This is a genomic window from Pseudomonas sp. NPDC087185 (assembly GCF_044744955.1).
Lineage (GTDB): Bacteria > Pseudomonadota > Gammaproteobacteria > Pseudomonadales > Pseudomonadaceae > Aquipseudomonas.
Window position 1 is genome coordinate 565,643 of record NZ_JBIUZK010000004.1, and the last position, 21,476, is coordinate 587,118.

At 64.5% G+C, this 21,476-nt stretch carries 13 protein-coding genes; 8 read left to right on the top strand and 5 right to left on the bottom strand.

Annotated features, from left to right (window positions below; translation table 11 throughout):
• Nucleotides 1–2: 2 nt before the first annotated feature.
• The 4 genes from msrA to aceE form a co-directional block, all read right to left on the bottom strand.
• Nucleotides 3–671, bottom strand: a complete 669-nt coding sequence (msrA, locus tag ACIPIJ_RS17180; protein ID WP_401078700.1) for a peptide-methionine (S)-S-oxide reductase MsrA — start codon at nt 669–671, stop codon at nt 3–5.
• A 130-nt stretch (nt 672–801) separates the two neighbouring features.
• On the bottom strand, nt 802–3,492 hold the full coding sequence (locus tag ACIPIJ_RS17185; protein WP_401078703.1) for a putative bifunctional diguanylate cyclase/phosphodiesterase: 2,691 nt from the start codon (nt 3,490–3,492) through the stop codon (nt 802–804).
• 247 nt (nt 3,493–3,739) lie between these two features.
• Nucleotides 3,740–5,383, bottom strand: a complete 1,644-nt coding sequence (gene aceF / locus ACIPIJ_RS17190; RefSeq protein WP_401078705.1) for a dihydrolipoyllysine-residue acetyltransferase — start codon at nt 5,381–5,383, stop codon at nt 3,740–3,742.
• A gap of 13 nt (nt 5,384–5,396) precedes the next feature.
• Nucleotides 5,397–8,042 carry a pyruvate dehydrogenase (acetyl-transferring), homodimeric type gene (aceE, locus tag ACIPIJ_RS17195; protein WP_401078708.1) on the bottom strand — a complete coding sequence of 882 codons (2,646 nt, stop codon included), beginning with the start codon at nt 8,040–8,042 and terminating at the stop codon, nt 5,397–5,399.
• Between the two features lie 383 nt (nt 8,043–8,425).
• Here aceE and glnE point away from each other — a divergent pair, with 383 nt between their 5' ends.
• From glnE to ACIPIJ_RS17235, 8 genes are all read left to right on the top strand, one after another.
• Nucleotides 8,426–11,359 (top strand): bifunctional [glutamate--ammonia ligase]-adenylyl-L-tyrosine phosphorylase/[glutamate--ammonia-ligase] adenylyltransferase, encoded by a 2,934-nt coding sequence (glnE, locus tag ACIPIJ_RS17200; protein ID WP_401078710.1) that lies wholly within the window; start codon nt 8,426–8,428, stop codon nt 11,357–11,359.
• 119 nt (nt 11,360–11,478) lie between these two features.
• On the top strand, nt 11,479–12,528 hold the full coding sequence (waaF, locus tag ACIPIJ_RS17205) for a lipopolysaccharide heptosyltransferase II (RefSeq protein ID WP_401078713.1): 1,050 nt from the start codon (nt 11,479–11,481) through the stop codon (nt 12,526–12,528).
• Nucleotides 12,529–13,587, top strand: a complete 1,059-nt coding sequence (gene waaC / locus ACIPIJ_RS17210) for a lipopolysaccharide heptosyltransferase I (RefSeq protein ID WP_401078716.1) — start codon at nt 12,529–12,531, stop codon at nt 13,585–13,587.
• Nucleotides 13,587–14,711: a glycosyltransferase family 4 protein gene (locus tag ACIPIJ_RS17215; protein ID WP_401078719.1), complete on the top strand. Its 1,125-nt coding sequence runs from the start codon at nt 13,587–13,589 to the stop codon at nt 14,709–14,711. Before waaC ends, ACIPIJ_RS17215 begins: the two co-directional genes overlap by 1 nt.
• Nucleotides 14,708–15,514: a lipopolysaccharide core heptose(I) kinase RfaP gene (gene rfaP, locus ACIPIJ_RS17220; protein WP_401078721.1), complete on the top strand. Its 807-nt coding sequence runs from the start codon at nt 14,708–14,710 to the stop codon at nt 15,512–15,514. The genes ACIPIJ_RS17215 and rfaP overlap by 4 nt, the downstream gene beginning before the upstream one ends.
• The gene (locus tag ACIPIJ_RS17225; protein WP_401078724.1) at nt 15,514–16,248 is read left to right on the top strand and encodes a lipopolysaccharide kinase InaA family protein; all 735 of its coding nucleotides are present in this window, start codon (nt 15,514–15,516) and stop codon (nt 16,246–16,248) included. Before rfaP ends, ACIPIJ_RS17225 begins: the two co-directional genes overlap by 1 nt.
• A complete protein-coding gene (locus ACIPIJ_RS17230) occupies nt 16,245–16,997 on the top strand; it encodes a lipopolysaccharide kinase InaA family protein (protein ID WP_401078727.1) in 753 nt (250 codons plus the stop codon). The genes ACIPIJ_RS17225 and ACIPIJ_RS17230 overlap by 4 nt, the downstream gene beginning before the upstream one ends.
• Nucleotides 16,997–18,439, top strand: a complete 1,443-nt coding sequence (locus tag ACIPIJ_RS17235; protein WP_401078730.1) for a lipopolysaccharide kinase InaA family protein — start codon at nt 16,997–16,999, stop codon at nt 18,437–18,439. Before ACIPIJ_RS17230 ends, ACIPIJ_RS17235 begins: the two co-directional genes overlap by 1 nt.
• Here the strand turns inward: ACIPIJ_RS17235 and ACIPIJ_RS17240 are convergent.
• Nucleotides 18,400–21,417, bottom strand: a complete 3,018-nt coding sequence (locus ACIPIJ_RS17240) for a dermonecrotic toxin domain-containing protein (RefSeq protein ID WP_401078733.1) — start codon at nt 21,415–21,417, stop codon at nt 18,400–18,402. The genes ACIPIJ_RS17235 and ACIPIJ_RS17240 overlap by 40 nt on opposite strands.
• Nucleotides 21,418–21,476: the final 59 nt, after the last annotated feature.

Genomic DNA, 21,476 nt, shown 5'->3' on the forward strand with positions numbered 1-21,476 from the left:
GCTCAGTTGCCCTGCAGGCTAGGTGGCAGGCACACGCCGGTGCCGCCGATGCCGCAATAGCCCTCCGGGTTCTTGGCCAGGTACTGCTGGTGGTAGGCCTCGGCGAAGTACACGGTCGGCGCCTGGTCGATCTCGGTGGTGATCTCGCCGAAGCCGGCCTTGTTCAGTTCGGCCTGGAAGGCATCGCGGCTGGCCTTGGCCTGGTCGAGTTGCTCGGGGCTGGTGCAGAAGATCGCCGAACGGTACTGGGTGCCGACGTCGTTGCCCTGGCGCATGCCCTGGGTCGGGTTATGCAATTCCCAGAACATCGCCAGCAACTCGCGGTAGCTGACCTTGTCCTTGTCGAACACCACCAACACCACTTCGGTGTGGCCGGTCAGGCCCGAGCAGACTTCTTCGTAGGTCGGGTTGGGGGTGAAGCCGCCCGCGTAGCCGACCACCGTGCTGACCACGCCTTCACGCTGCCAGAAGCGGCGTTCAGCGCCCCAGAAACAGCCCAGGCCGAAGATCGCGAAGTCGATGCTGCCTTCGAAGAACGGGCCGAGCAGCGGGGTGCCTTCGAACACATAGTGGAACTCGGGCAGTGTCATTGGCGTTTCGCGGCCAGGCAGGGCCTGCTCCGCAGTAGGCATGACGTTTTTGTTCACCAGGATTTCCGAACGCAGGACCATGGCCGTTCCTCTGTGCTTTTTCAGTTGGATAGGTGTTGGCCTCATCGCGGATGAATCCGCTCCTGTGGGAGCCGGCTTGCCGGCGATGAGGCCCGAATGGGCTCTATAGTGCCCGAGCTTGCAGCAGCTGTCAGTCCATTGGACCGCGCGGGTAGCGCTTGAGTTTTTCCGCAAGCTCGCGCCCTGGAATCGGCCGGTCGAACAGGTAGCCCTGGCCCACGTCGCAGCGGTGCCGGCGCAGGAATGCCAGCTGCTCCGGTGTCTCGATCCCCTCGGCCACCACCTTGAGCTTGAGGTTGTGGGCCATGGCCACCACCGCCGAGGTGATTTCCATGTCGTCCTGGTTGTCGGGGATTTCGTTGATGAAGCTGCGGTCGATCTTGATGATGTCGATCGGGAATTTCTTCAGGTAGCTCAGCGACGAATAGCCGGTGCCGAAGTCGTCCATGGCCAGGGTCAGGCCCAGGGCCTTGAGCTCGTCGAGCTGGCGGTGGGTGTCTTCGGTCGCCTCCAGCAGCAAGCCTTCGGTCAGCTCCAGCTCCAGCAGGTGCGCAGGCAGGTCTTCCTCCTTGAGGATCGAGCCGATCGAAGCCACCAGGTCGGGGTCGGAAAACTGCTTGGGCGAGAGGTTGATGGCCACGTGCAGGTTGCCCATGCCGGCTTCGCGCAGTTGCTGGCTCATGCGGCACGACTGGCGCACCACCCACTTGCCGATGGGGATGATCAGGCCGGTTTCTTCGGCCACGCTGATGAACTGGTCCGGGCGGATCATGCCGCGCTCGGGGTGGTTCCAGCGCAGCAGCGCCTCCAGGCCCAGCAGGCGACCGCTGCGCAGGCACAGCTTGGGCTGGTAGAACACCTCCAGCTCGTTCTGGGTCAGCGCGCGGCGCAGGTTGTTCTCGACGAACAGCTTGTAGCTGGCCTCGGCATTGAGCACCTCGGTGAACACCTGCACCTGGTGCTTGCCGTTGGCCTTGGCCTTGTGCAGGGCAAGGCCTGCGTTCTTCATCAGCGTGGTCGGGTCGCTGCCATGCAGTGGCGCGCTGGCAAGGCCCACGGAAGCGGTGACGTTGATCAGCTGGTTGTCGACGAACATCGGCTTGTCGAGGGTGCGCAACAGTTGCTGGGCGACCCTCTGGCCGTCTTCCAGGCTGGTGTCGTCCAGCAGCACGGCGAATTCATTACTGGCAAAGCGGGCCAGTACGCCGCCCACGCTCAGGCTGTTGCGCAGGCGCCGGGCCAGGCTGATCAGCAGCTTGTCGCCGGTCTGGTGGCCGAGGCTGTCGTTGATCCGCTTGAAGTTATCGATGTCCACCAGCAGCAGGCAGATCGGGCTGTCGCCATCGCGGGCGAAGCGCTCGTCGAGGCTGCGGATGAACGCCGGGCGGTTACCCAGGTTGGTCAGGTTGTCGGTGTACGCCAGGCGCTCGATGCGTTGCTGGGCCAGCTTGGTCTGGGTGACGTCTTCGTAGATGCCGATGTAGTGGGTCAGTTCGCGGTTGTCGCCATACACCTTGGAGATCGACAGCTGGCCCCAGTAGGGCTCCAGGTTCTTGCGCCGGCTCTTGAACTCGCCTTGCCAGCTGTTGCCCATGGCCAGGCTCGAGGGCGTATCGAACAGCAGCTCGCTGAGGTTCTCCAGCGCCGGCAGCTCGGCCAGGTGGTGGCCCTGGACCTCGTCGGTGCTGTACTGGGTGATCGCGGTGAAGCTGGGGTTGACGTATTCCACCACGCCGTCGCGGTTGACCAGCAGGAACGCGCTGGCACTCTGCTCCACGGCGCGCTGGAACAGGTGCAGGGCGCTGGCGGCGGTGCGCCGGTTGTGGTTGGTGATGACCTGGGCGAACTGGTCGGCCAGTTCACCGGCAAAGGCGATTTCGTCCGATTGCCAGGCCCGCGGCTGGCCGGTCTGTTCCAGGCACAGCACGCCGACCACCTGGCCGTCGACACGGATGCTGGCATCGAGCATGGCGTTGTTGTCGGCGTACAGGGTTTCGGCCAGCTCACGGGTGCGCGGGTCGTGATTGGCGTTGTGTGCGTCGATAGCGCGGCTGGCGTGCAGGGCGTCGAGGTAGTCGGGGAAGCGGCTGGCATCGATCGGTTCGGGCAGGCGATGCACCTGCTCGTTGCGCAACCAGGCGCTGATCGGCTCCAGTCGCTGGTCTTCCAGGTGCCAGATGCTGGCGCTGTCGACCTTGTAGATTTCACACGCGCTGCGGGTGATCAGCTGGGCGGCTTCGAGCAGCGAGTTTTCTGCGCTGTAGCGTTGCCGGGCGAGGCGCAGGATAAGGTCCTGCTGGCCGCGCACGCGCTCCAGGTGTTCGAGCTGTTCCTGCTGGGCGCGCTGGTTGAGCTGCAAGGCCAGCTGCAGGCGGTTGTTGCGCGATTCGAGTTCGGTGGCGTCCAGCTCTGCATCGTCTTCGTCCTGGGCGTCGAGCACCGTCAGGAACCCGCGCAGCAGCTGGCGGTTGTGCTGCTTGTAGGCCTCGCCGGCTTCCAGCAGGCACAGCGAGCGCGGCTGCGCATGCAGGGTGTAGCGCACGCGGTAATAACCGCGTGCGTGCAGTTGCCGCTGGATCTCGTCGTGCAGCCTGTAGCGTGCCTCGGGCTCCATGAGGCTGGCATACGGCGAGTCGATCAGGGCGCAGAGCTCGGAGGCCTGCAAGCCGATTTGCCGCTCGCAGGCCGGGTCGATGTAGAGCATTGCCCAGGTGGCTTCGTTGAGCCTTTCGAAACGCAGCATGCCGAGCCGCGAGGGCACGGGAAGCTGCGTGACGACCTCGGCCGCCACACGGCTGGCGGCATCGGGTTGGCTTTTCATCGAAGACTCGCTTGAAGAGGGTGACGCGGCCTGGACGGCGGCGCATCTGGCAAGGTTGCATCATGTCCCGAAGGCTGGCAAGCGGCCATGAGGGGTGTCATGTATATGTTTTCGGCCGCGGCGCCGGAAACTGTAGTTTGCCCGACAATCGGACAAAAAAAGCCCCGCCAAATGACGGGGTTGAGGTACGAGCGTGGCAGCTCGAAAAAGGGACCTGCCCCCCGAAGGAGGGCAGGTTGGCTGCGTGTTACAGCAGCAGGGTGCGGATATCCGCCAGCACATCGCCCAGGCGCTTGGTGAAGCGCGCGGCGGCAGCGCCGTTGATCACACGGTGATCGTAGGAAAGCGACAGCGGCAGCATCAGCTTCGGTTGGAAGGCTTTGCCATCCCAGACCGGCTGCATGGTTGCCTTGGACACGCCGAGGATCGCCACTTCAGGCGCGTTGACGATCGGCGTGAAGCCGGTGCCGCCAATGTGGCCGAGGCTGGAGATGGTGAAGCAGGCGCCTTGCATGTCGTCGGCCGACAGCTTTTTGGTGCGCGCCTTCTCGGCCAGTGCAGCGGCTTCGGCAGCCAGTTGCAGCAGGCTCTTCTGGTCGACGTTCTTGATCACAGGGACCAGCAGGCCGTCCGGGGTGTCCACGGCAAAGCCGATGTTCACGTACTTCTTGCGGATGATGGCCTTGCCGCTTGGCGCCAGCGAGCTGTTGAAGTCCGGCATTTCCTTGAGCAGGAAGGCGCTGGCTTTCAGCAGCAGTGGCAGCACGGTCAGCTTGACGCCAGCCTTTTCGGCCACGGCTTTCTGCGCAACGCGGAAGGCTTCCAGCTCGGTGATGTCGGCGGAATCGAACTGGGTCACGTGCGGCACGTTCAGCCAGCTGCGGTGCAGGTTGGCGGCACCGACCTGCATCAGGCGGGTCAGGGCCACTTCTTCCACTTCACCGAACTTGCTGAAGTCGACGGCAGGGATCGGCGGGATGCCAGCGCCGCCGGTCGCGCCGGCGGCTGCCGGTGCTTCCTTGGCCTTTTGCATCATGGCTTTGACGTAGACCTGCACGTCTTCTTTCAGGATGCGGCCGTGCGGGCCGGTGGCCGCAACAGCGCCCAGCTCGACACCGAATTCACGGGCCAGCTGACGAACGGCCGGGCCGGCGTGCACCTTGGCGTTGTTGCCAGCGGCCGGTGCGGTAGCAACCGGAGCCGGGGCAGCAGCCGGGGCGGCAGCGGCAGGTGCGGCAGCAGGCGCGGCCTCAGCCTTGGCCGGTGCAGCAGCGGCCGGAGCCGGCGCGGCAGCCGGTGCGGCGCCAGCCACTTTCAGCTTGAAGATCAGGTCGCCCGTGCCGACTTCATCTTCCAGCTTGCACAGGACTTCTTCGACGACGCCAGCAGCAGGCGATGGAATCTCCATGGAGGCCTTGTCGGACTCCAGGGTGATCAGCGACTGGTCAGCTTCGACGGTGTCGCCGACCTTGACCAGCACTTCGATGATCTTGGCCTTGCCCGACGAGCCGATGTCCGGCACGTGGATGTCCTGCACACTGGCAGCAGCAGGGGCAGCAGCCGGTGCAGGAGCCGCTTGGGCAGCCGGCTTCTCAGCGGCGGCCGGGGCCGCAGCAGGGGCAGCGGCGGCGGCCGGAGCCTCAGGCGCCGCAGCGGCGCCCTCGGCTTCCAGTACCAGCAGCTCGTCGCCTTCTTTCAGGCGGTCGCCCAGCTTGACCTTCAGTTCCTTGACGATGCCGGCCTTGGGGGCCGGGATCTCCATGGAGGCCTTGTCGGACTCCAGGGTCAGCAGGCTCTGGTCCGCCTCGATACGGTCACCGACCTTGACGAACAGCTCGATGATTTCACCTTCACCGCTGCCGATGTCAGGTACGCGAATGAGTTCGCTCACTTAAAAATACTCCTCAGCAGTCCAGTGGGTTGCGCTTGTCCGGGTCGATGCCGAACTTGACGATAGCGTCAGCCACCACTTTCGGTTCGATCTCGCCACGGTCAGCCAAGGCTTCCAGGGCAGCCAGCACCACGAAGTGACGGTCGACTTCGAAGAAGTGACGCAGCTTCTTGCGGCTGTCGCTGCGACCGTAACCATCGGTACCCAGGACTTTGAACTCTTTGCTCGGCACCCACTGGCGAATCTGCTCAGCGAACAGCTTCATGTAGTCGGTAGAGGCGATGACCGGGCCTTTGCGACCGTTCAGGCACTCTTCGACGTAGGTCTGCTGAGGCTTCTGGCCAGGCTTGAGGCGGTTGGCACGTTCCACGGCCAGGCCGTCACGGCGCAGTTCGTTGAAGCTGGTGACGCTCCATACGTCGGCACCGACGTTGAACTCTTCACGCAGGATCTTCGCGGCTTCGCGGACTTCGCGCAGGATGGTGCCGGAGCCCATCAGCTGTACGTGGTGCGCGGCTTCGCGGGTGTCTTCTTCCAGCAGGTACATGCCCTTGATGATGCCTTCCTCGACACCGGCCGGCATGGCTGGCTGCTGGTAGGATTCGTTCATCACGGTGATGTAGTAGAAGATGTCCTGTTGCTCTTCGGTCATCTTCTTCATGCCGTCCTGGATGATCACCGCCAGCTCGTAGCCGTAGGTCGGATCATAGGTGCGGCAGTTCGGGATGGTGCCCGCCATCATGTGGCTGTGACCGTCTTCGTGCTGCAGGCCTTCCCCGTTGAGGGTGGTACGGCCGGCGGTACCGCCGATCAGGAAGCCACGGGTGCGGCTGTCGCCAGCGGCCCAGGCCAGGTCGCCGATACGCTGGAAGCCGAACATCGAGTAGAAGATGTAGAACGGCAGCATCGGCTGGTTGTGGCAGCTGTACGAGGTACCGGCAGCGATGAACGACGACATGGCGCCGGCTTCGTTGATGCCTTCCTCGAGGATCTGGCCCTTCTTGTCTTCGCGGTAGAACATCACCTGGTCTTTATCGACTGGCTCGTAGAGCTGACCGACCGACGAGTAGATGCCCAGCTGGCGGAACATGCCTTCCATACCGAAGGTACGGGCTTCGTCCGGGATGATCGGGACGATGCGCTGGCCGATTTCCTTGTCCTTGACCAGCTGCGCCAGAATACGCACGAAGGCCATGGTGGTGGAGATTTCGCGGTCGCCCGAACCGTCCAGGATCGCTTTCAGCGTTTCCAGTGGCGGGGTCGGCACGCTGAAGCTCTTGGCACGGCGCTGCGGCACGAAGCCACCCAGGGCGGCGCGACGCTCGGCCAGGTACTTGGCTTCGGCGGAACCTTCTTCTGGCTTGAAGAACGGCAGGTTCTCAAGGTCGGCATCCTTGACCGGGATGTCGAAGCGGTCACGGAAGTGGCGCAGGCTGTCGACGTCGACCTTCTTGGTGTTGTGCGCGGTGTTCTTGGCTTCGCCAGCACCGGTGCCGTAACCCTTGATGGTCTTGGCCAGGATGACGGTCGGCTGCTCTTTGTGGTTCACAGCCTGGTGGTACGCCGCGTAGACCTTATACGGGTCGTGGCCGCCACGGTTGAGCTTCCAGATCTCGTCGTCGGACAGGTCTTCGACCATGGCCTTGAGTTCTGGGGTGTTGAAGAAGTTCTCACGAACGTACGCGCCATCTTTGGCTTTGTAGTTCTGGTACTCGCCGTCGATGACTTCGTCCATGCGGCGCTGCAGGGCACCGTTGGTGTCCTTGGCCAGCAGTGGGTCCCAGAAACGGCCCCAGACCACTTTGTTGACGTTCCAGCCACCGCCACGGAACACGCCTTCGAGTTCCTGGATGATCTTGCCGTTGCCGCGAACCGGGCCGTCGAGGCGCTGCAGGTTGCAGTTGATGACGAAGATCAGGTTGTCCAGCTTCTCGCGGCCGGCCAGGGCGATTGCGCCCAGGGATTCCGGCTCGTCGCACTCGCCGTCGCCCATGAAGCACCAGACTTTCTGCTTGCCGGCCGGGATGAAGCCGCGGGCTTCCAGGTACTTCATGAAGCGTGCCTGGTAGATCGCCTGGATCGGGCCCAAGCCCATCGAAACGGTCGGGAACTGCCAGAAGTCAGGCATCAGCCAAGGGTGCGGGTACGAAGACAGGCCGTTGCCGTCCACTTCCTGACGGAAGTTGTTCATCTGGTCTTCGCTGATGCGGCCTTCCATGAAGGCACGGGCGTAGACGCCTGGCGAAGCGTGGCCCTGGAAGAACACCAGGTCGCCGCCGTGTTCTTCGGTCGGGGCCTGGAAGAAGTAGTTGAAGCCGATGTCGTACAGGGTGGCACTGGAAGCGAAGCTGGAGATGTGGCCGCCCAGGTCCGAGTCCTTCAGGTTGGTGCGCATCACCATGGCCAGCGCGTTCCAACGCACCATCGAGCGAATGCGGCGTTCCATGAACAGGTCGCCAGGCATGCGTGCTTCGTGGGTGACAGGGATGGTGTTGCGGTATGGCGTGGTGATCGCGTACGGCAGCTGGGAGCCACTGCGGGTGGCCAGCTCGCCCATGCGGGTCATCAGGTAATGAGCGCGGTCTTCGCCTTCTTTGTCGAGGACCGACTCCAGGGCATCCAGCCATTCCTGGGTTTCGATTGGATCGAGGTCTTGCATGGCTTGCTCCAGGGCGGAAAGGCCACCAGAATCGGGGGCCTGAGTTTGCGACTGGCCTTATGGGCAGACGTCGTGAATTCTTGGATTACCGGGGTGTGAACCGGCGGCGTGTAGTTTTACTACATTTGCTTTCGCATTTCATGCTTTTGCACGGTCGGGGTAGTAGTAAAACTACACAAATGCGACGTTTGGTCGCACCTTGGCTTGTGAGGAAAAACGTTCATGTTGGTTGGCGTTGTGTCGCGAGCGGGTGATTCTTGATGTTTCTTGCCAATGATTCGTTTTTTTCAGCTATTTCCAACTTTTGTACGACAGTCCAACCGTGGCCCAGCTGCGCCGTGGCCGCTTTTTCCTCTCACTTTCACGCCGATCAAGGATAGACCATGCGCCTGCCTTTGCCGCTCGAACTGCCTGCCACCCTGCAACCGCTGGTCGTGCGTAACCAGCAGTTTCTGCTCGATGCGCTGGCCAGCCACCCTGAACTCGACCTGAACGCCTGGAGCCCGGCCCAGCGCCAGCAGTTCGACCAGGTGGCCGCCGCCAGTGACTTCGTCCTCGGCCTGGCCCAACGCGAGCCGGCCATGCTGTTTGCATTGCTGGCCAGTGGTGAGCTGGAGCGCCGCTATGCACCGGGCGAGCTGCGTGGGCACATCGCGGCAGCGGCCCAGGCTGCGCAAAGTGAGGACGAACTGGCGCGCAACCTGCGCCGCGAGCGCAACCGCCAGCAGCTGCGCATCATCTGGCGCGACATCAGCCGCCAGGCCGAGCTGGGCGAGACCTGCCGCGACTTGTCGGACCTTGCCGACGCGGCCATCGATGAAGCCTATCAATGGCTGTACCCGCGCCATTGCCAGCAGTTCGGCACGCCGATCGGCAACCGCAGCGGCGAACCGCAGCACATGGTGGTGCTGGGCATGGGCAAGCTCGGTGCGGTGGAGCTGAACCTGTCGTCGGACATCGACCTGATCTTCGCCTTCCCCGAAGGCGGTGAGACCGAAGGGGTCAAGCGCTCGCTGGACAACCAGGAGTTTTTCACCCGCCTGGGCCAGCGCCTGATCAAGGCGCTAGACCCGGTTACCGTCGATGGCTTCGTGTTCCGCGTCGACATGCGCCTGCGCCCTTATGGTTCGGCCGGTGCGCTGGTGCTCAGCTTCAATGCCCTGGAGCAGTACTACCAGGACCAGGGCCGCGACTGGGAACGCTACGCGATGATCAAGGCGCGGGTGGTGGCCGGCGACCAGGCTGCTGGCGCGCAGTTGCAGGACATGCTGCGCCCGTTCGTCTACCGGCGTTACCTGGACTTTTCGGCAATCGAAGCGCTGCGCACCATGAAACAGCTGATCCAGCAGGAAGTGCGGCGCAAGGGCATGGCCGACAACATCAAGCTGGGCGCCGGTGGTATCCGTGAAGTGGAGTTCATCGCCCAGGCCTTCCAGCTGATCCACGGCGGGCGTGACCTGAGCCTGCAGCAGCGGCCGTTGCTCAAGGTGCTGGCGACCCTGGAAGGCCAGGGGTACCTGCCGCCTGCGGTGGTGGCCGAGCTGCGTGAAGGCTATGAATTCCTGCGTTACACCGAACATGCCATCCAGGCCATTGCCGACCGCCAGACGCAGATGCTGCCGGATGATGAAACCGACCGTGAGCGGGTGGCCTACATCCTCGGCTTTGCCGGCTGGCAGGGTTTTCACGAGCAGTTGATGCACTGGCGCGGCCGGGTCGACTGGCACTTCCGCCAGGTCATTGCCGACCCGGATGACGAAGACGGCGAGGGCGAACTGGTGGTGGGCGGCGAGTGGTCGCCGCTGTGGGAGCAGGCCCAGGATGAGGAGGCCGCCGGCCGTCAGCTGGAAGAAGCCGGCTTCAAGCAGCCCGGCGACGCCCTGCGGCGCCTGGCCGGGTTGCGTGCCAGCCCGCAATTGCGCTCGATGCAACGTATCGGCCGCGAGCGCCTGGACGCCTTTATCCCGCGCCTGTTGGCCCAGGCCGTGGAGCATGACAACCCGGACCTGGTGCTGGAGCGTGTGCTGCCACTGGTCGAGGCGGTGGCGCGGCGCTCGGCCTACCTGGTGCTGCTCACCGAAAACCCCGGCGCCTTGCGCCGCCTGCTGACACTGTGCGCGGCCAGCCCGTGGATCGCCGAACAGATGGCCCGTTACCCGCTGCTGCTCGACGAGCTGCTCAATGAAGGCCGGCTGTTCAGCCCGCCGCTGGCGCCGGAGCTGGCCGCCGAACTGCGCGAACGGCTGACACGCATCCCCGAGGACGACCTCGAACAGCAGATGGAGGCCTTGCGCCACTTCAAGCTGGCGCACAGTCTGCGCGTGGCGGCTTCCGAGATCAGCGGCAACCTGCCGTTGATGAAAGTGAGCGACTACCTCACCTGGCTGGCCGAGGCCATTCTCGACCAGGTGCTGGCCCTGGCCTGGCGCCAGACCGTGACCCGCCACGGGCAGCCCAAGCGCAGCGACGGCAGCCTGTGCGACCCAGGCTTCATCATCATCGGGTATGGCAAGGTCGGTGGCCTGGAGCTGGGGCATGGTTCGGACCTGGATCTGGTGTTCATCCACGACGGCGACCCGCAGGCCGAAACCGATGGCGCCAAGCCGATCGACAGCGCGCAGTTCTTCACCCGCCTGGGCCAGCGCATCATCCACTTGCTGACCACCCAGACCAACTCCGGCCAGCTCTATGACGTCGACATGCGCCTGCGCCCGTCCGGTGCCTCGGGGCTGCTGGTCAGCTCGCTGGGGGCGTTCGAGCGTTACCAGCAGAACGAAGCCTGGACCTGGGAGCACCAGGCCCTGGTGCGGGCCCGCGTGCTGGTGGGCTGCAAGCAGGTGGCTTCAGCGTTCGAGGGCGTGCGCGCCAAGGTGTTGGGCCAGCCCCGCGACCTCGACAAGCTGCGCAGCGAGGTCAGTGAGATGCGCGCCAAGATGCGCGACAACCTGGGCACCAAGGCCACCGCGGCGGGTACCGCGGCCAATGCCTTCGATGCCGGTGTGGCGTTCGATATCAAGCAGGATGCCGGCGGTATCGTCGATATCGAATTTATGGTGCAATACGCCGCTTTGGCCTGGTCACACGACCATCCGGCCATACTGCGCTGGACCGATAACATTCGCATTCTCGAAGAGCTGGAGCAGGCAGGCTTGATGCCGGCCAGTGATGCGGTTCTGTTGCGTGAGGTGTACAAGGCGTTCCGCTCTGCCTCGCACCGCCAGGCCCTGCAGAAGCAGGCCGGGGTGATCGACGCGGCGCAGTTTGCCGATGAGCGCCGCGAAGTGCGGCGGATCTGGGGGCAGCTCGGTTTGACCTGACCGTTCAGGGCAGTGACAGGGCCCCAGTGGTACACTGTCCGCCACATAGCCTGAATATAAAGAGGGGAGGCCAGGCTGTACCGCAGTCTGCAGCCTCCCCGAGCGTTTCTGGACTAAGCATGAGAATACTGATCATTGGCCCCAGCTGGGTCGGCGACATGGTGATGGCGCAGACCCTGTTCCAGTGCCTGAAACTGCAGCACCCCGACTGCGTGATCGACGTGCTGGCGCCCGAGTGGAGCCGGCCGATCCTCGAACGCATGCCCGAAGTGCGCCAGGCCTTGAGCTTCCCGCTCGGCCACGGCGCGCTGGAGCTGGCCACGCGTCGGCGCATCGGCAAGTCCTTGGCCGGCCAGTACGACCAGGCGATTCTGCTGCCCAACTCCTTGAAGTCGGCGCTGGTGCCGTTTTTTGCCGGCATCCCCAAACGCACCGGCTGGCGCGGCGAAATGCGTTTCGGCCTGCTCAACGACGTGCGCAAGCTGGACAAGGCTCGCTACCCGCTGATGATCGAGCGCTTCATGGCCCTGGCCTACGCGCCGGGTGCCGAGCTGCCGCAGCCCTACCCACGACCGAGCCTGCAGATCGAAGCGCCAAGCCGCGAAGCCGCCCTGGCCAAATTCGACCTGGCGCTGGATCGCCCGGTGCTGGCGCTGTGCCCGGGTGCCGAGTTCGGCGAGGCCAAGCGCTGGCCGGCCGAGCACTACGCTGAAGTGGCCGACGCCATGATCCGCCAGGGCTGGCAGGTGTGGCTGTTCGGCTCGAAGAATGATCACCCGGTCGGCGAACAGATCCGCGACCGGCTGATCCCGGGTTTGCGTGAAGAATCGTACAACCTGGCGGGCGAAACCTCGCTCGCCGAGGCCATCGACCTGATGTCCTGCGCCGATGCTGTGGTGTCCAACGACTCCGGCCTGATGCACGTGGCAGCCGCGCTGAACCGCCCCTTGGTGGCCGTTTATGGCTCTACGTCGCCAGGCTTCACCCCGCCGCTGGCTGAGCAGGTGGAAATCGTGCGTACCGGCATCGAATGCAGCCCATGCTTCGACCGTACCTGCCGTTTCGGCCACTACAACTGCCTGCGCCTGCTGGAGCCCGGCAAAGTCATCGCCGCCCTGCACAGCCTGGGTGGGCCGAACCTGATCGATACCGTGGCCGAGGTCGACTAAGTGCGGGTACTGATCATCAAGACTTCGTCGCTGGGTGATGTGATTCACACCCTGCCGGCGCTCACCGATGCCGCCCACGCGATCCCGGGCATCCGTTTCGACTGGGTGGTGGAAGAAGGCTTCGCCGAAATCCCCAGCTGGCACCCGGCGGTCGACCAGGTCATCCCGGTGGCCATCCGCCGCTGGCGCAAGAATATCTGGCAGACCCTCAAGAGCGGCGAGTGGAAGGCGTTCAAGCAGCGCGTGCGCGAGCACAAGTACGACCTGGTGATCGATGCCCAGGGCCTGGTCAAGTCGGCCTGGCTGACCCGCTATGTGAAGGCGCCGGTGGCTGGGCTCGACCGTTATTCGGCCCGCGAAGGCTGGGCCAGCCGTTTCTATGACCGGCGTCTGTCGGTTGCCACCGGCCAGCACGCGGTAGAGCGTGTGCGCCAGCTGTTCGCCCTGGCCCTGGCCTACGACCTGCCCGAAGGCATTGGCAACTACGGCCTCGACCTCGATCGCCTGCAACTGCCGCCGGCCGCGCCTTACGTGGTGTTTTTGCATGGCACCACCTGGGCGACCAAGCACTGGCCGGAAGCCTACTGGCGCGAGCTGGCCGAGCGCCTGGGCCGACGCAAGCTGCAGGTGCGCCTGCCGTGGGGCAACCCGGCCGAGAAGGCGCGGGCCGAGCGCATTGCCCAGGGCTTGAACAACTGCCAGGTACTCCCCAAATTGAACCTTGCCGGCGTCGCCCGTGTGCTGGCAGCAGCCAAGGCCTGCGTGGCGGTAGATACCGGCCTGGGCCATTTGGCCGCAGCGCTGGACGTACCGACCATCTCGCTGTTCGGCCCCACCAATCCGGGCCTGACCGGCGCCTATGGCCGCGTTCAGGTACACCAGGCCAGCGATTTCCCCTGCGCACCATGCCTGCAAAAAAAGTGCACTTACAAACCGAGCGCCGACGACCTGCGCCGGTTCGATCTCAAACGCGAGTGGCCGCTGTGCTTCACTCGCCTGAATCCCGAGCATGTGGCGAGCCGCTTGAGCGCGTTGCTGCTGGCTGAGGATGTCCGTTGATGCAACTGGCTTTCGTGCTTTACAAATATTTCCCCTTCGGCGGGCTGCAGCGCGACTTCATGCGCATTGCCCTGGAATGCCAGAAGCGGGGCCACCAGATCCGCGTGTACACGCTGATCTGGGAAGGTGACATACCACCCGGTTTCGAAGTGCTGGTGGCGCCGGTCAAGGCGTTGTTCAACCACCGCCGCAACGAGAAGCTCACCGCCTGGATGGAAGCGGACCTGGCCAAGCGCCCGGTCGACCGCTTGATCGGCTTCAACAAGATGCCGGGGCTGGACGTGTACTACGCCGCCGACGGCTGCTTCGAGGACAAGGCGCAGACCCTGCGCGGCGGCCTGTACCGCCGCTGGGGCCGCTACCGGCACTTTGCCGAGTACGAGCGGGCCGTGTTTGCCAAGGATGCACGCACCGAGGTGCTGATGATTTCCGAGGTGCAGCAACCGCTGTTCATCAAGCACTACGGTACCCCCGTGGAACGCTTCCACCTGCTGCCGCCTGGCATCTCCCAGGACCGCCGCGCGCCGGCCAATGCCGCCGAGATCCGCGCCGAGTTCCGCAAGGAATTCAACCTGGGCGAAGACGACCTGTTGCTGGTGCAGATCGGTTCCGGCTTCAAGACCAAGGGCGTCGACCGCAGCCTCAAGGCGCTGGCCTCACTGCCGTCGGCCCTGCGCAAGCGCACCCGGCTGATGGTCATCGGCCAGGACGACCCCAAGGTGTTCCAACTGCAGAGCGCCACCCTGGGGCTGGGCGATCAGGTGCAGTTCCTCAAGGGCCGCAGCGATATCCCGCGCTTCCTGCTGGGGGCCGACCTGCTGATCCACCCGGCGTATAACGAAAACACCGGCACGGTGCTGCTCGAAGCCTTGGTGGCCGGGTTGCCGGTGCTGGTGTCCAAGGTCTGCGGCTACGCCCATTACATCGCCGAGGCCAACAGCGGCCTGGTGCTGGACGAGCCGTTCGAGCAGGAACAGCTCGATGGCTACCTGCAACGCATGCTCGAAGACCCCAAGGCGCGTGCCGACTGGGCGCGCAATGGCCTGGCCTTTGCCGACACGGCCGACCTGTACAGCATGCCGCAGCATGCCGCCGACGTGATCCTGGGGCAGGAGACCGCATGAAGCTGATACTGGCCGAACCGTTCAAGCGCCTGTGGGCAGGGCGTGATGCCTTCGATGCTGTGGAAGCGCTGCAAGGCGAGGTGTACCGCGAGCTGGAGGGGCGTCGCACGCTGCGCACCGAGGTCGATGGCGAAGGCTTTTTCGTCAAGATTCACCGTGGCATCGGCTGGGGCGAGATCTTCAAGAACTTGTTCACCGCCAAGCTGCCGGTGCTCGGTGCCGGCCAGGAATGGCGGGCCATCCAGCGCCTGCATGAAGTCGGCGTGCCGACCATGACCGCAGTCGCCTACGGTGAGCGCGGCAGCAACCCGGCCAACCAGCACTCGTTCATCGTCACCGAAGAGCTGGCCCCGACCATCAGCCTGGAAGACTTCAGCCTCGATTGGCTCAAGCAGCCGCCCGAGCCACGGCTCAAACGCGCGCTGATCGCCGAAGTGGCGAAGATGACCGGCGGCATGCACCGCGCAGGGGTCAACCACCGCGACTGCTACATCTGCCACTTCCTGCTGCACACCGACCGCCCGGTGACGCCGGATGACTTCAAACTGTCGGTGATCGACCTGCACCGCGCGCAGACCCGGGCGACCATCAGCCGCCGCTGGCGCGACAAGGATCTGGCCGCGCTGTACTTCTCGGCGCTGGACATCGGCCTGACCCGGCGCGACAAGCTGCGTTTCCTGCGTGGCTACTTCCAGCGCCCCTTGCGCCAGATCCTCGCCGAGGAGGCCACGCTGCTGGCCTGGCTCGATCGCAAGGCGCAAAAACTTTACGACCGCAAGCAACGCTATGGGGACGCACTCTGATGGCGGGTTGGACACTGGCGCCCGGCTACGAGCAGCTGGCGGCAGACTTCGGCAGTATCGATGCGGTGTTTGCCCTGCAGGGCGAACGCCTGACCCGCGACCCATTGAGCGAGGTCATCCGTATAGAGCGCGACGGGGTTAACTATTACGTCAAACGCTACACCGGCGCCGGCAAGCATATGCGCCGTTACCTGGGCCGGCCGCGCATCAAGGCCGAATGGCAGAACCTCAAGCAGTTCGCCAAATGGGGCATCCCCACCGCCGAAGTGGTGGCCTGGGGCCTGGAGCGCCATGGCCTGGCCTTTGGCCGTGGCGCGATGATCACCCGCGAACTGCCGCGCACCGAAGACCTGTCGGTGCTGGCCGAGCGCAACGACCCGCGCCTGGCAGACCGTGCCTGGGTGGACCACATCAGCCAACAGCTGGCGCGGCATACCCGGGTCATGCACGAACACCGCTTTGCCCACAACGACCTGAAATGGCGCAACCTGCTGGTCGATGACCTGGGCACGCTATTCTTCATCGACTGCCCGACCGGCGACTTCTGGCGCGGCTTCATGTGGCGCCACCGGTTGATCAAGGACCTGGCGTGCCTGGACAAGGTCGCCAAATACCACCTGACGGCGACCCAGCGCCTGCGCTTCTACCTGCAGTACCGCGGGCGCCAGCGCCTGAATGTGCGCGACAAGCGGCGCATTCGCCAGGTGCTGAGCTTCTTCGAGGGAAGGGAATGACCGATTACCTGGCCAGCGCGGACCTCGCGCTGCTCAAACGCCATGGCCTGAACGATTTCGAGGCGCTGTGGGCGCTGCAGCTCGACGCCGTGGACGAACCCAACACCGGCCGTGGCGGCTGGAGCAGCGTCTACCGCCTGGAACTCGAGGGCAAAGGTTATTACCTCAAGCGCCAGAGCGACTACCTGACCCGCACCTTGCACCGCCCGTTCGGCGAGCCGACCTTCGCCCGCGAGTTCCGCAACATCAGCCGTTACCAGAAGCTGCACATCCCGGCTTTGCAGGCGGTGTTCTACGGCGAGCGCAAGCAGGCTGGCCAGCACCGGGCGATCCTGCTGACCCGTGCCCTGGACGACTGGAGCGACCTGGAAAGCCTGCTGGCCCAGTGGCCACAGCTTGGCGATGCTGCGCGCGATGGCATCCTCCAGGCCTGTGGCCAGCTGGCGCGTACGCTGCACAGTGCCGGCCAGGTGCATGGCTGCTTCTACCCTAAGCACATCTTTTTGCGCCAGCGCCGCGAAGGCTGGGACGCGCAACTGATCGACCTGGAGAAAACCCGGCCGCTGCTGTTCGGTGCGCGTGATCGCCTGAAGGACCTGGAGCCGTTGCTGCGACGTGCTCGTGCCTGGGGCGAGGCGGACGTGCGCAAGCTGTTGGCCGCCTACCTTGCCCAGCCGGCCGACAGTGCGCTGGTCGACACCTGGCTGCAACGCCTGACGCTACGCCGTCGTGAGAAAGAGGCCCGCTGATGCGTTTATCTGAATTGAAAGGGGCTGGCCGCAGCCCTGCGGTGCCGCTCTCGGTAACCCTGGCCGATGCTGCTGGCAGCGGCGAGTTGCAGCTGCTGAGCCTGTTGCGCGTATTGCCGGGCCAGCGTTATGTCGGTGCCGGTGTGTGGCGCGGTACGCCAGTGCTGGCCAAGTTGCTGGTGGGCGGCAATGCCGCGCGCCATTTCCAGCGTGAGCTGGAAGGTGTGAAGCTGCTGGCCGAGCAAGGCCTGACCACGCCGAAACTCTTGGCCGATGGCCTGGAGGAAGGCGAGGGCGGCTGGCTGCTGTTCGAGTTCCTCGACGGCGCCGAAAGCCTGGCCGATGCCTGGGCCGCGGTGGAAAACCTGCCGGTGCTGGCCGACGAGCAGCACCTGGTGCTGGGCGAAGCGCTGACTGCGGTGGCGCAGATGCATGCCAAGGGCCTGTGGCAGGAAGACCTGCACCTGGACAACCTGCTGCGTCACGGCGGCAAGCTGTACCTGATCGATGGCGCCGGCATCAAGGCCGAAACCCTGGGCCAGCCGCTGTCGCGCCCGCGTGTGCTGGAAAACCTCGGGGTGTTCTTCGCCCAGTTGCCCAAGCGCCTGGAGCCGTTCATCGAAGAACTGCTGGTGCATTACCTGTTGGCCAATGCCGAGCATGCGTTGCCGATGGAAGCGCTGCAGAAGCAGGTGGACAAGGTACGCAGCTGGCGCCAGAAGGATTACCTGGAAAAGGCCGGCCGCGAGTGCTCGTTGTTCAGCGTCGAACGCAGCCTTTCCGGCCTGAGGGCGATCCGCCGCAGTGAAGTCGAGGCGATGCAGCCGGTGCTGGAGCAGGCCGATGTGCTGATCGAGCAGGGCCACCTGTACAAGACCGGCGGCGCCGCCAGCGTGGCACGCATCGACGTCAATGGCCGTAAGCTGGTGCTCAAGCGCTATAACATCAAGAACACCGCCCATTGGCTCAAGCGCTTCTGGCGCCCGAGCCGCGCGTGGCACTCATGGATCGAAGGCCATCGCCTGGAGTTCCTCGATATCGCCACGCCAAAACCGCTGGCGGTGCTGGAACAGCGAGTGATGGGCTTGCGCAGCCGTGCCTTCCTGGTGACTGAATACGCGGATGGCCCAGACCTGACCGCGTGCTTCGCGCCCTACGTGGAAAACGGCGATGCGCCCGAGGAGCAGGTCGATGCCCTGGTGCACCTGATGCAGCAGCTGATTCGCGAGCGCATCAGCCACGGTGACTTCAAGGGCCACAACCTGTTCTGGCAGAACGGCCAGTGGTCGCTGATCGACCTCGACGCCATGTGCCAGCACGCCACCCAGCTCAGCTTCGCCCCCGCCTATGCCCGTGACCGCGCACGGCTGCTGCGCAATTGGCCGAGCGGCAGTGCCTTGCATCAGCGGCTGGACCGGCTGCTGCCGCGGTTGGCCGAATAGCCCGCGGGTAGCGCCAACCAGTTGCTGCTGCGACCGGCCTGGCGTACGCGAATGCGCCATTCGCCGCCCTGGTGGCGCAGCACCGCCCAGGCGATCACACGGCCGCGCAGTGCTGCAGGCAGCACCAGGTGGTAATGGTCAGGCAGCAGGTGGCGGCGCACGGGCAGCTGATGCTCGCCCAGTTGCAGATACACCTGGGCGTTGTCCATGAACAGGTTGGCATCGTTTTCGACAGGGTCGCCATGCAGCGGCGAAGCCAAGCGGCAGTCTTCCAGCAATTTCTCTATATCGGGCAACCCGTCGTACCAGAGCAGGGGTGAGTCGACCACCCAGCGGCCATCCATGCAGCGCTTGATGGGCAGTTTCAAATAGGCATTGGGAAGGTCTGGATCGGTGGCGCGCCAGCGGCTGCCGTCAAAGGTGATATTGAAATAGCGCCCAAGATTGTCCTGCACGTAGTACTGGGACAGGCCGGTGCTCGCCGTCTGCTTTTCGTATACAGCCTCCCCGTGGGCCGCGTCGATCCGGTAACGCAGCTTGGCAACCTCGGGGGTCGTTTCGTAATGCTGCGGCAACGGTACGGGCGGAGGTTTCGGCAAGCCGCGCATGGCCCGGCGCATCAGCCCTGAGCCGGCCATGTCGTTGATTCCGGCGGTGGCATGCCCGAGCGCCGCGATGGCGTGATGCAGCGCGCGGCTGTCGTCGCCCTCGTCGAACGCTTCCAGGCCATCCCAGATGGAGATGGCCATGCGGCCGAACGCCAGCGTGATCGCGCCAGCCTGCGGCAGCACCAGGGTCACCATGTCGAGCAGCAGCCGAAGCACGTTGACTGAATACTCGCCCAGCAACTCCTCGTTACTGCGGGTCACCGCATCCGTCTGCGCTATCAGGCTGTTGACCTCGGCACGATAGAGCGCTTCGTACACATTGCCAGTGATGGTCTGCAGGGTAATGTGTGAACCCAGGCGGCCTTTGCGCAGCAGGTGCTCCAGCGCTTTGCCATTGCCCAGCGGCAAGCGCTGCAGCACGTAGTTGCGCAGGTCGTCATCGGTGCGCACTGCTCGGATCAGCGCCCTGGCATTGAGGTATTCACGCCAGGGCCGGCGGTCGGGGGCGTCGGGGCAGTAGGTGACAATCCGGTTGGAGTGCTCTGGCGAGACGAGCAGAAGCACCCCGTGCAGTGTCTGCCCTTGCACCAGCAGCTGACGCACGATCACCGGTTGTTCGTTGTAGAACGGGCGGGTGTGGCTGTCAGGTGCCTTGATGACGGTGCTGGCCCAGCCATAGCCTTTTTCGAACGTGTCTTTGGGAAAATGCCCGGCATAGCGTGCCTTGACCGCCTCGGCGTTCATGCGGGTACGGTTCAGGCGTGCATGGGCCCGTTGACGCCACTGGCCATGGGGTGAGTCGAGCAGGTGCGTGCGCAGGTAGGCCGGGTACCCACTGCCGGCGTTCAAGCGGCGGACGATCTGCTTGACCCGCAGTGGTGTCAGCGCGGGCAGTGGCTGGTTGTCATCAAGGTGCACGCGTGCCGTCAGCCAGTAATCGACGTCGAACCAGTTGATGTTGAGCAGCGCCAGTTCCTCAAGCCGATAGGTCTGTTTGACCAGTTCGAGGGTGTCGCCCGCTTGCGGGCGGCTGGCCGCTGGAATGTAGCCCGAGGTGTCGAGTGGGTTGATCAAGGGGCCGACCTGGCGGGCCAGGGTCACGGTGATCGAGATCGCTTGCGGGTCGGTGTCGATGCCGGGGTCGCGTTGCAGAAACTCACGCAGGCGCTCGCGTACCCAGGGCAATAACGCCTGCTGCTGGTTGAATTGCTCGAGGGTGAGAATGCCCGGTGCCGCGGCCGCCTCAACGGCCGCCATCTGCTCCTGCAGCGCTTGCATGATGTGCGCCACACCCTGCTGCGTGGTGGAGCGCAACCAGTTGGGCAGGTGCTTTTCCAGCAGCAGGCCAAAGCGGGTAGCCAAGGGGCCTTTGCTGGAGAGCACCGTATGAAGGTCCAGTGCTTTGGCCAGTGTGGCGTCGAGCTGTTCGACAGAGCGCTGCTGGCCACGTTGCCAGGCATCCTGCCAGGCGTAAGTCAGGGACTTGATGTTGGCATCGCGGATGGCACGTGCCTGCGCTTCGGTAATGTCTTCGGGGTACCAGTCATAGCGCAGGCGTTCGGCGTCGTGCATGCGTCGTTTGTCATCAGGCGTGACCAGCAGCGTGAGCAGCGGGGCGGCTTCCTGGGGGTCTTCAAGGCGCTGACACAACTCCAGATGTAGCTCGGCCAGGCTGGCAAACGCTTCGATGCCGTGCACCGCGGTATACAAAAGCACCTTCCCCACCGGCTCGTGGGGTTCGAGCACACGCCCCTCGGGGCCCAACTCGGTGAGCACCAGAACACCGGGCAAGTGGCTGCGCCAGCTGGGCAGGGTGGCGGATAACAGTGGCCGATAAACCTGCGGGCGAGCAGCCACGGGCAAGTGGCGGCGTTGCCAGGGGTAGGGGTGCTCAATGCAGGTTCTGAGCAACTGTGCGTGCCCTGCTGTCAGCGTCTGGTCGCTGGTGCGTAATCGCACTTCCATATCCAGTTGTTCGCGGCGCAGCGAGGCCAGGCGGGCTACGCGGGTCAGGCCCCGGTTGTCGCGCGCCTGCCAGTAGGCAGCCAGCTGCGCATGCAGGGCCTGGCGCAGGTTTTGGCAGAAACTACCGATGCGCTCACTGAAGCCTGGGGGTACGCTCAATGACGGGTAGTGGTCATGGGCGGGCTGGCTGTTGATCGGCAAGCGGAACGTGCCGCCGTCGAAGAGGTGAAAGCCGACCAGGTCCAACAGGCTGAAGCGCCCGATGCGCAGGGTGCGGGCGGTGATGGCTTGGCCCGGGAAAAGGCTCGTCAGGCAGAGGTCGAGGCTATGTTCCACACCCTGTAGTGGAGGCAGCAGTGTTTGCAGTTGCTTGTCCAGGGCCTGCAGTTGCAGCAGCGGTGTCATGGTTCATCTCCTGCTAAGGGGGCGACCATGCTGCAACGCTGCTGTCAGATGCCGGTATT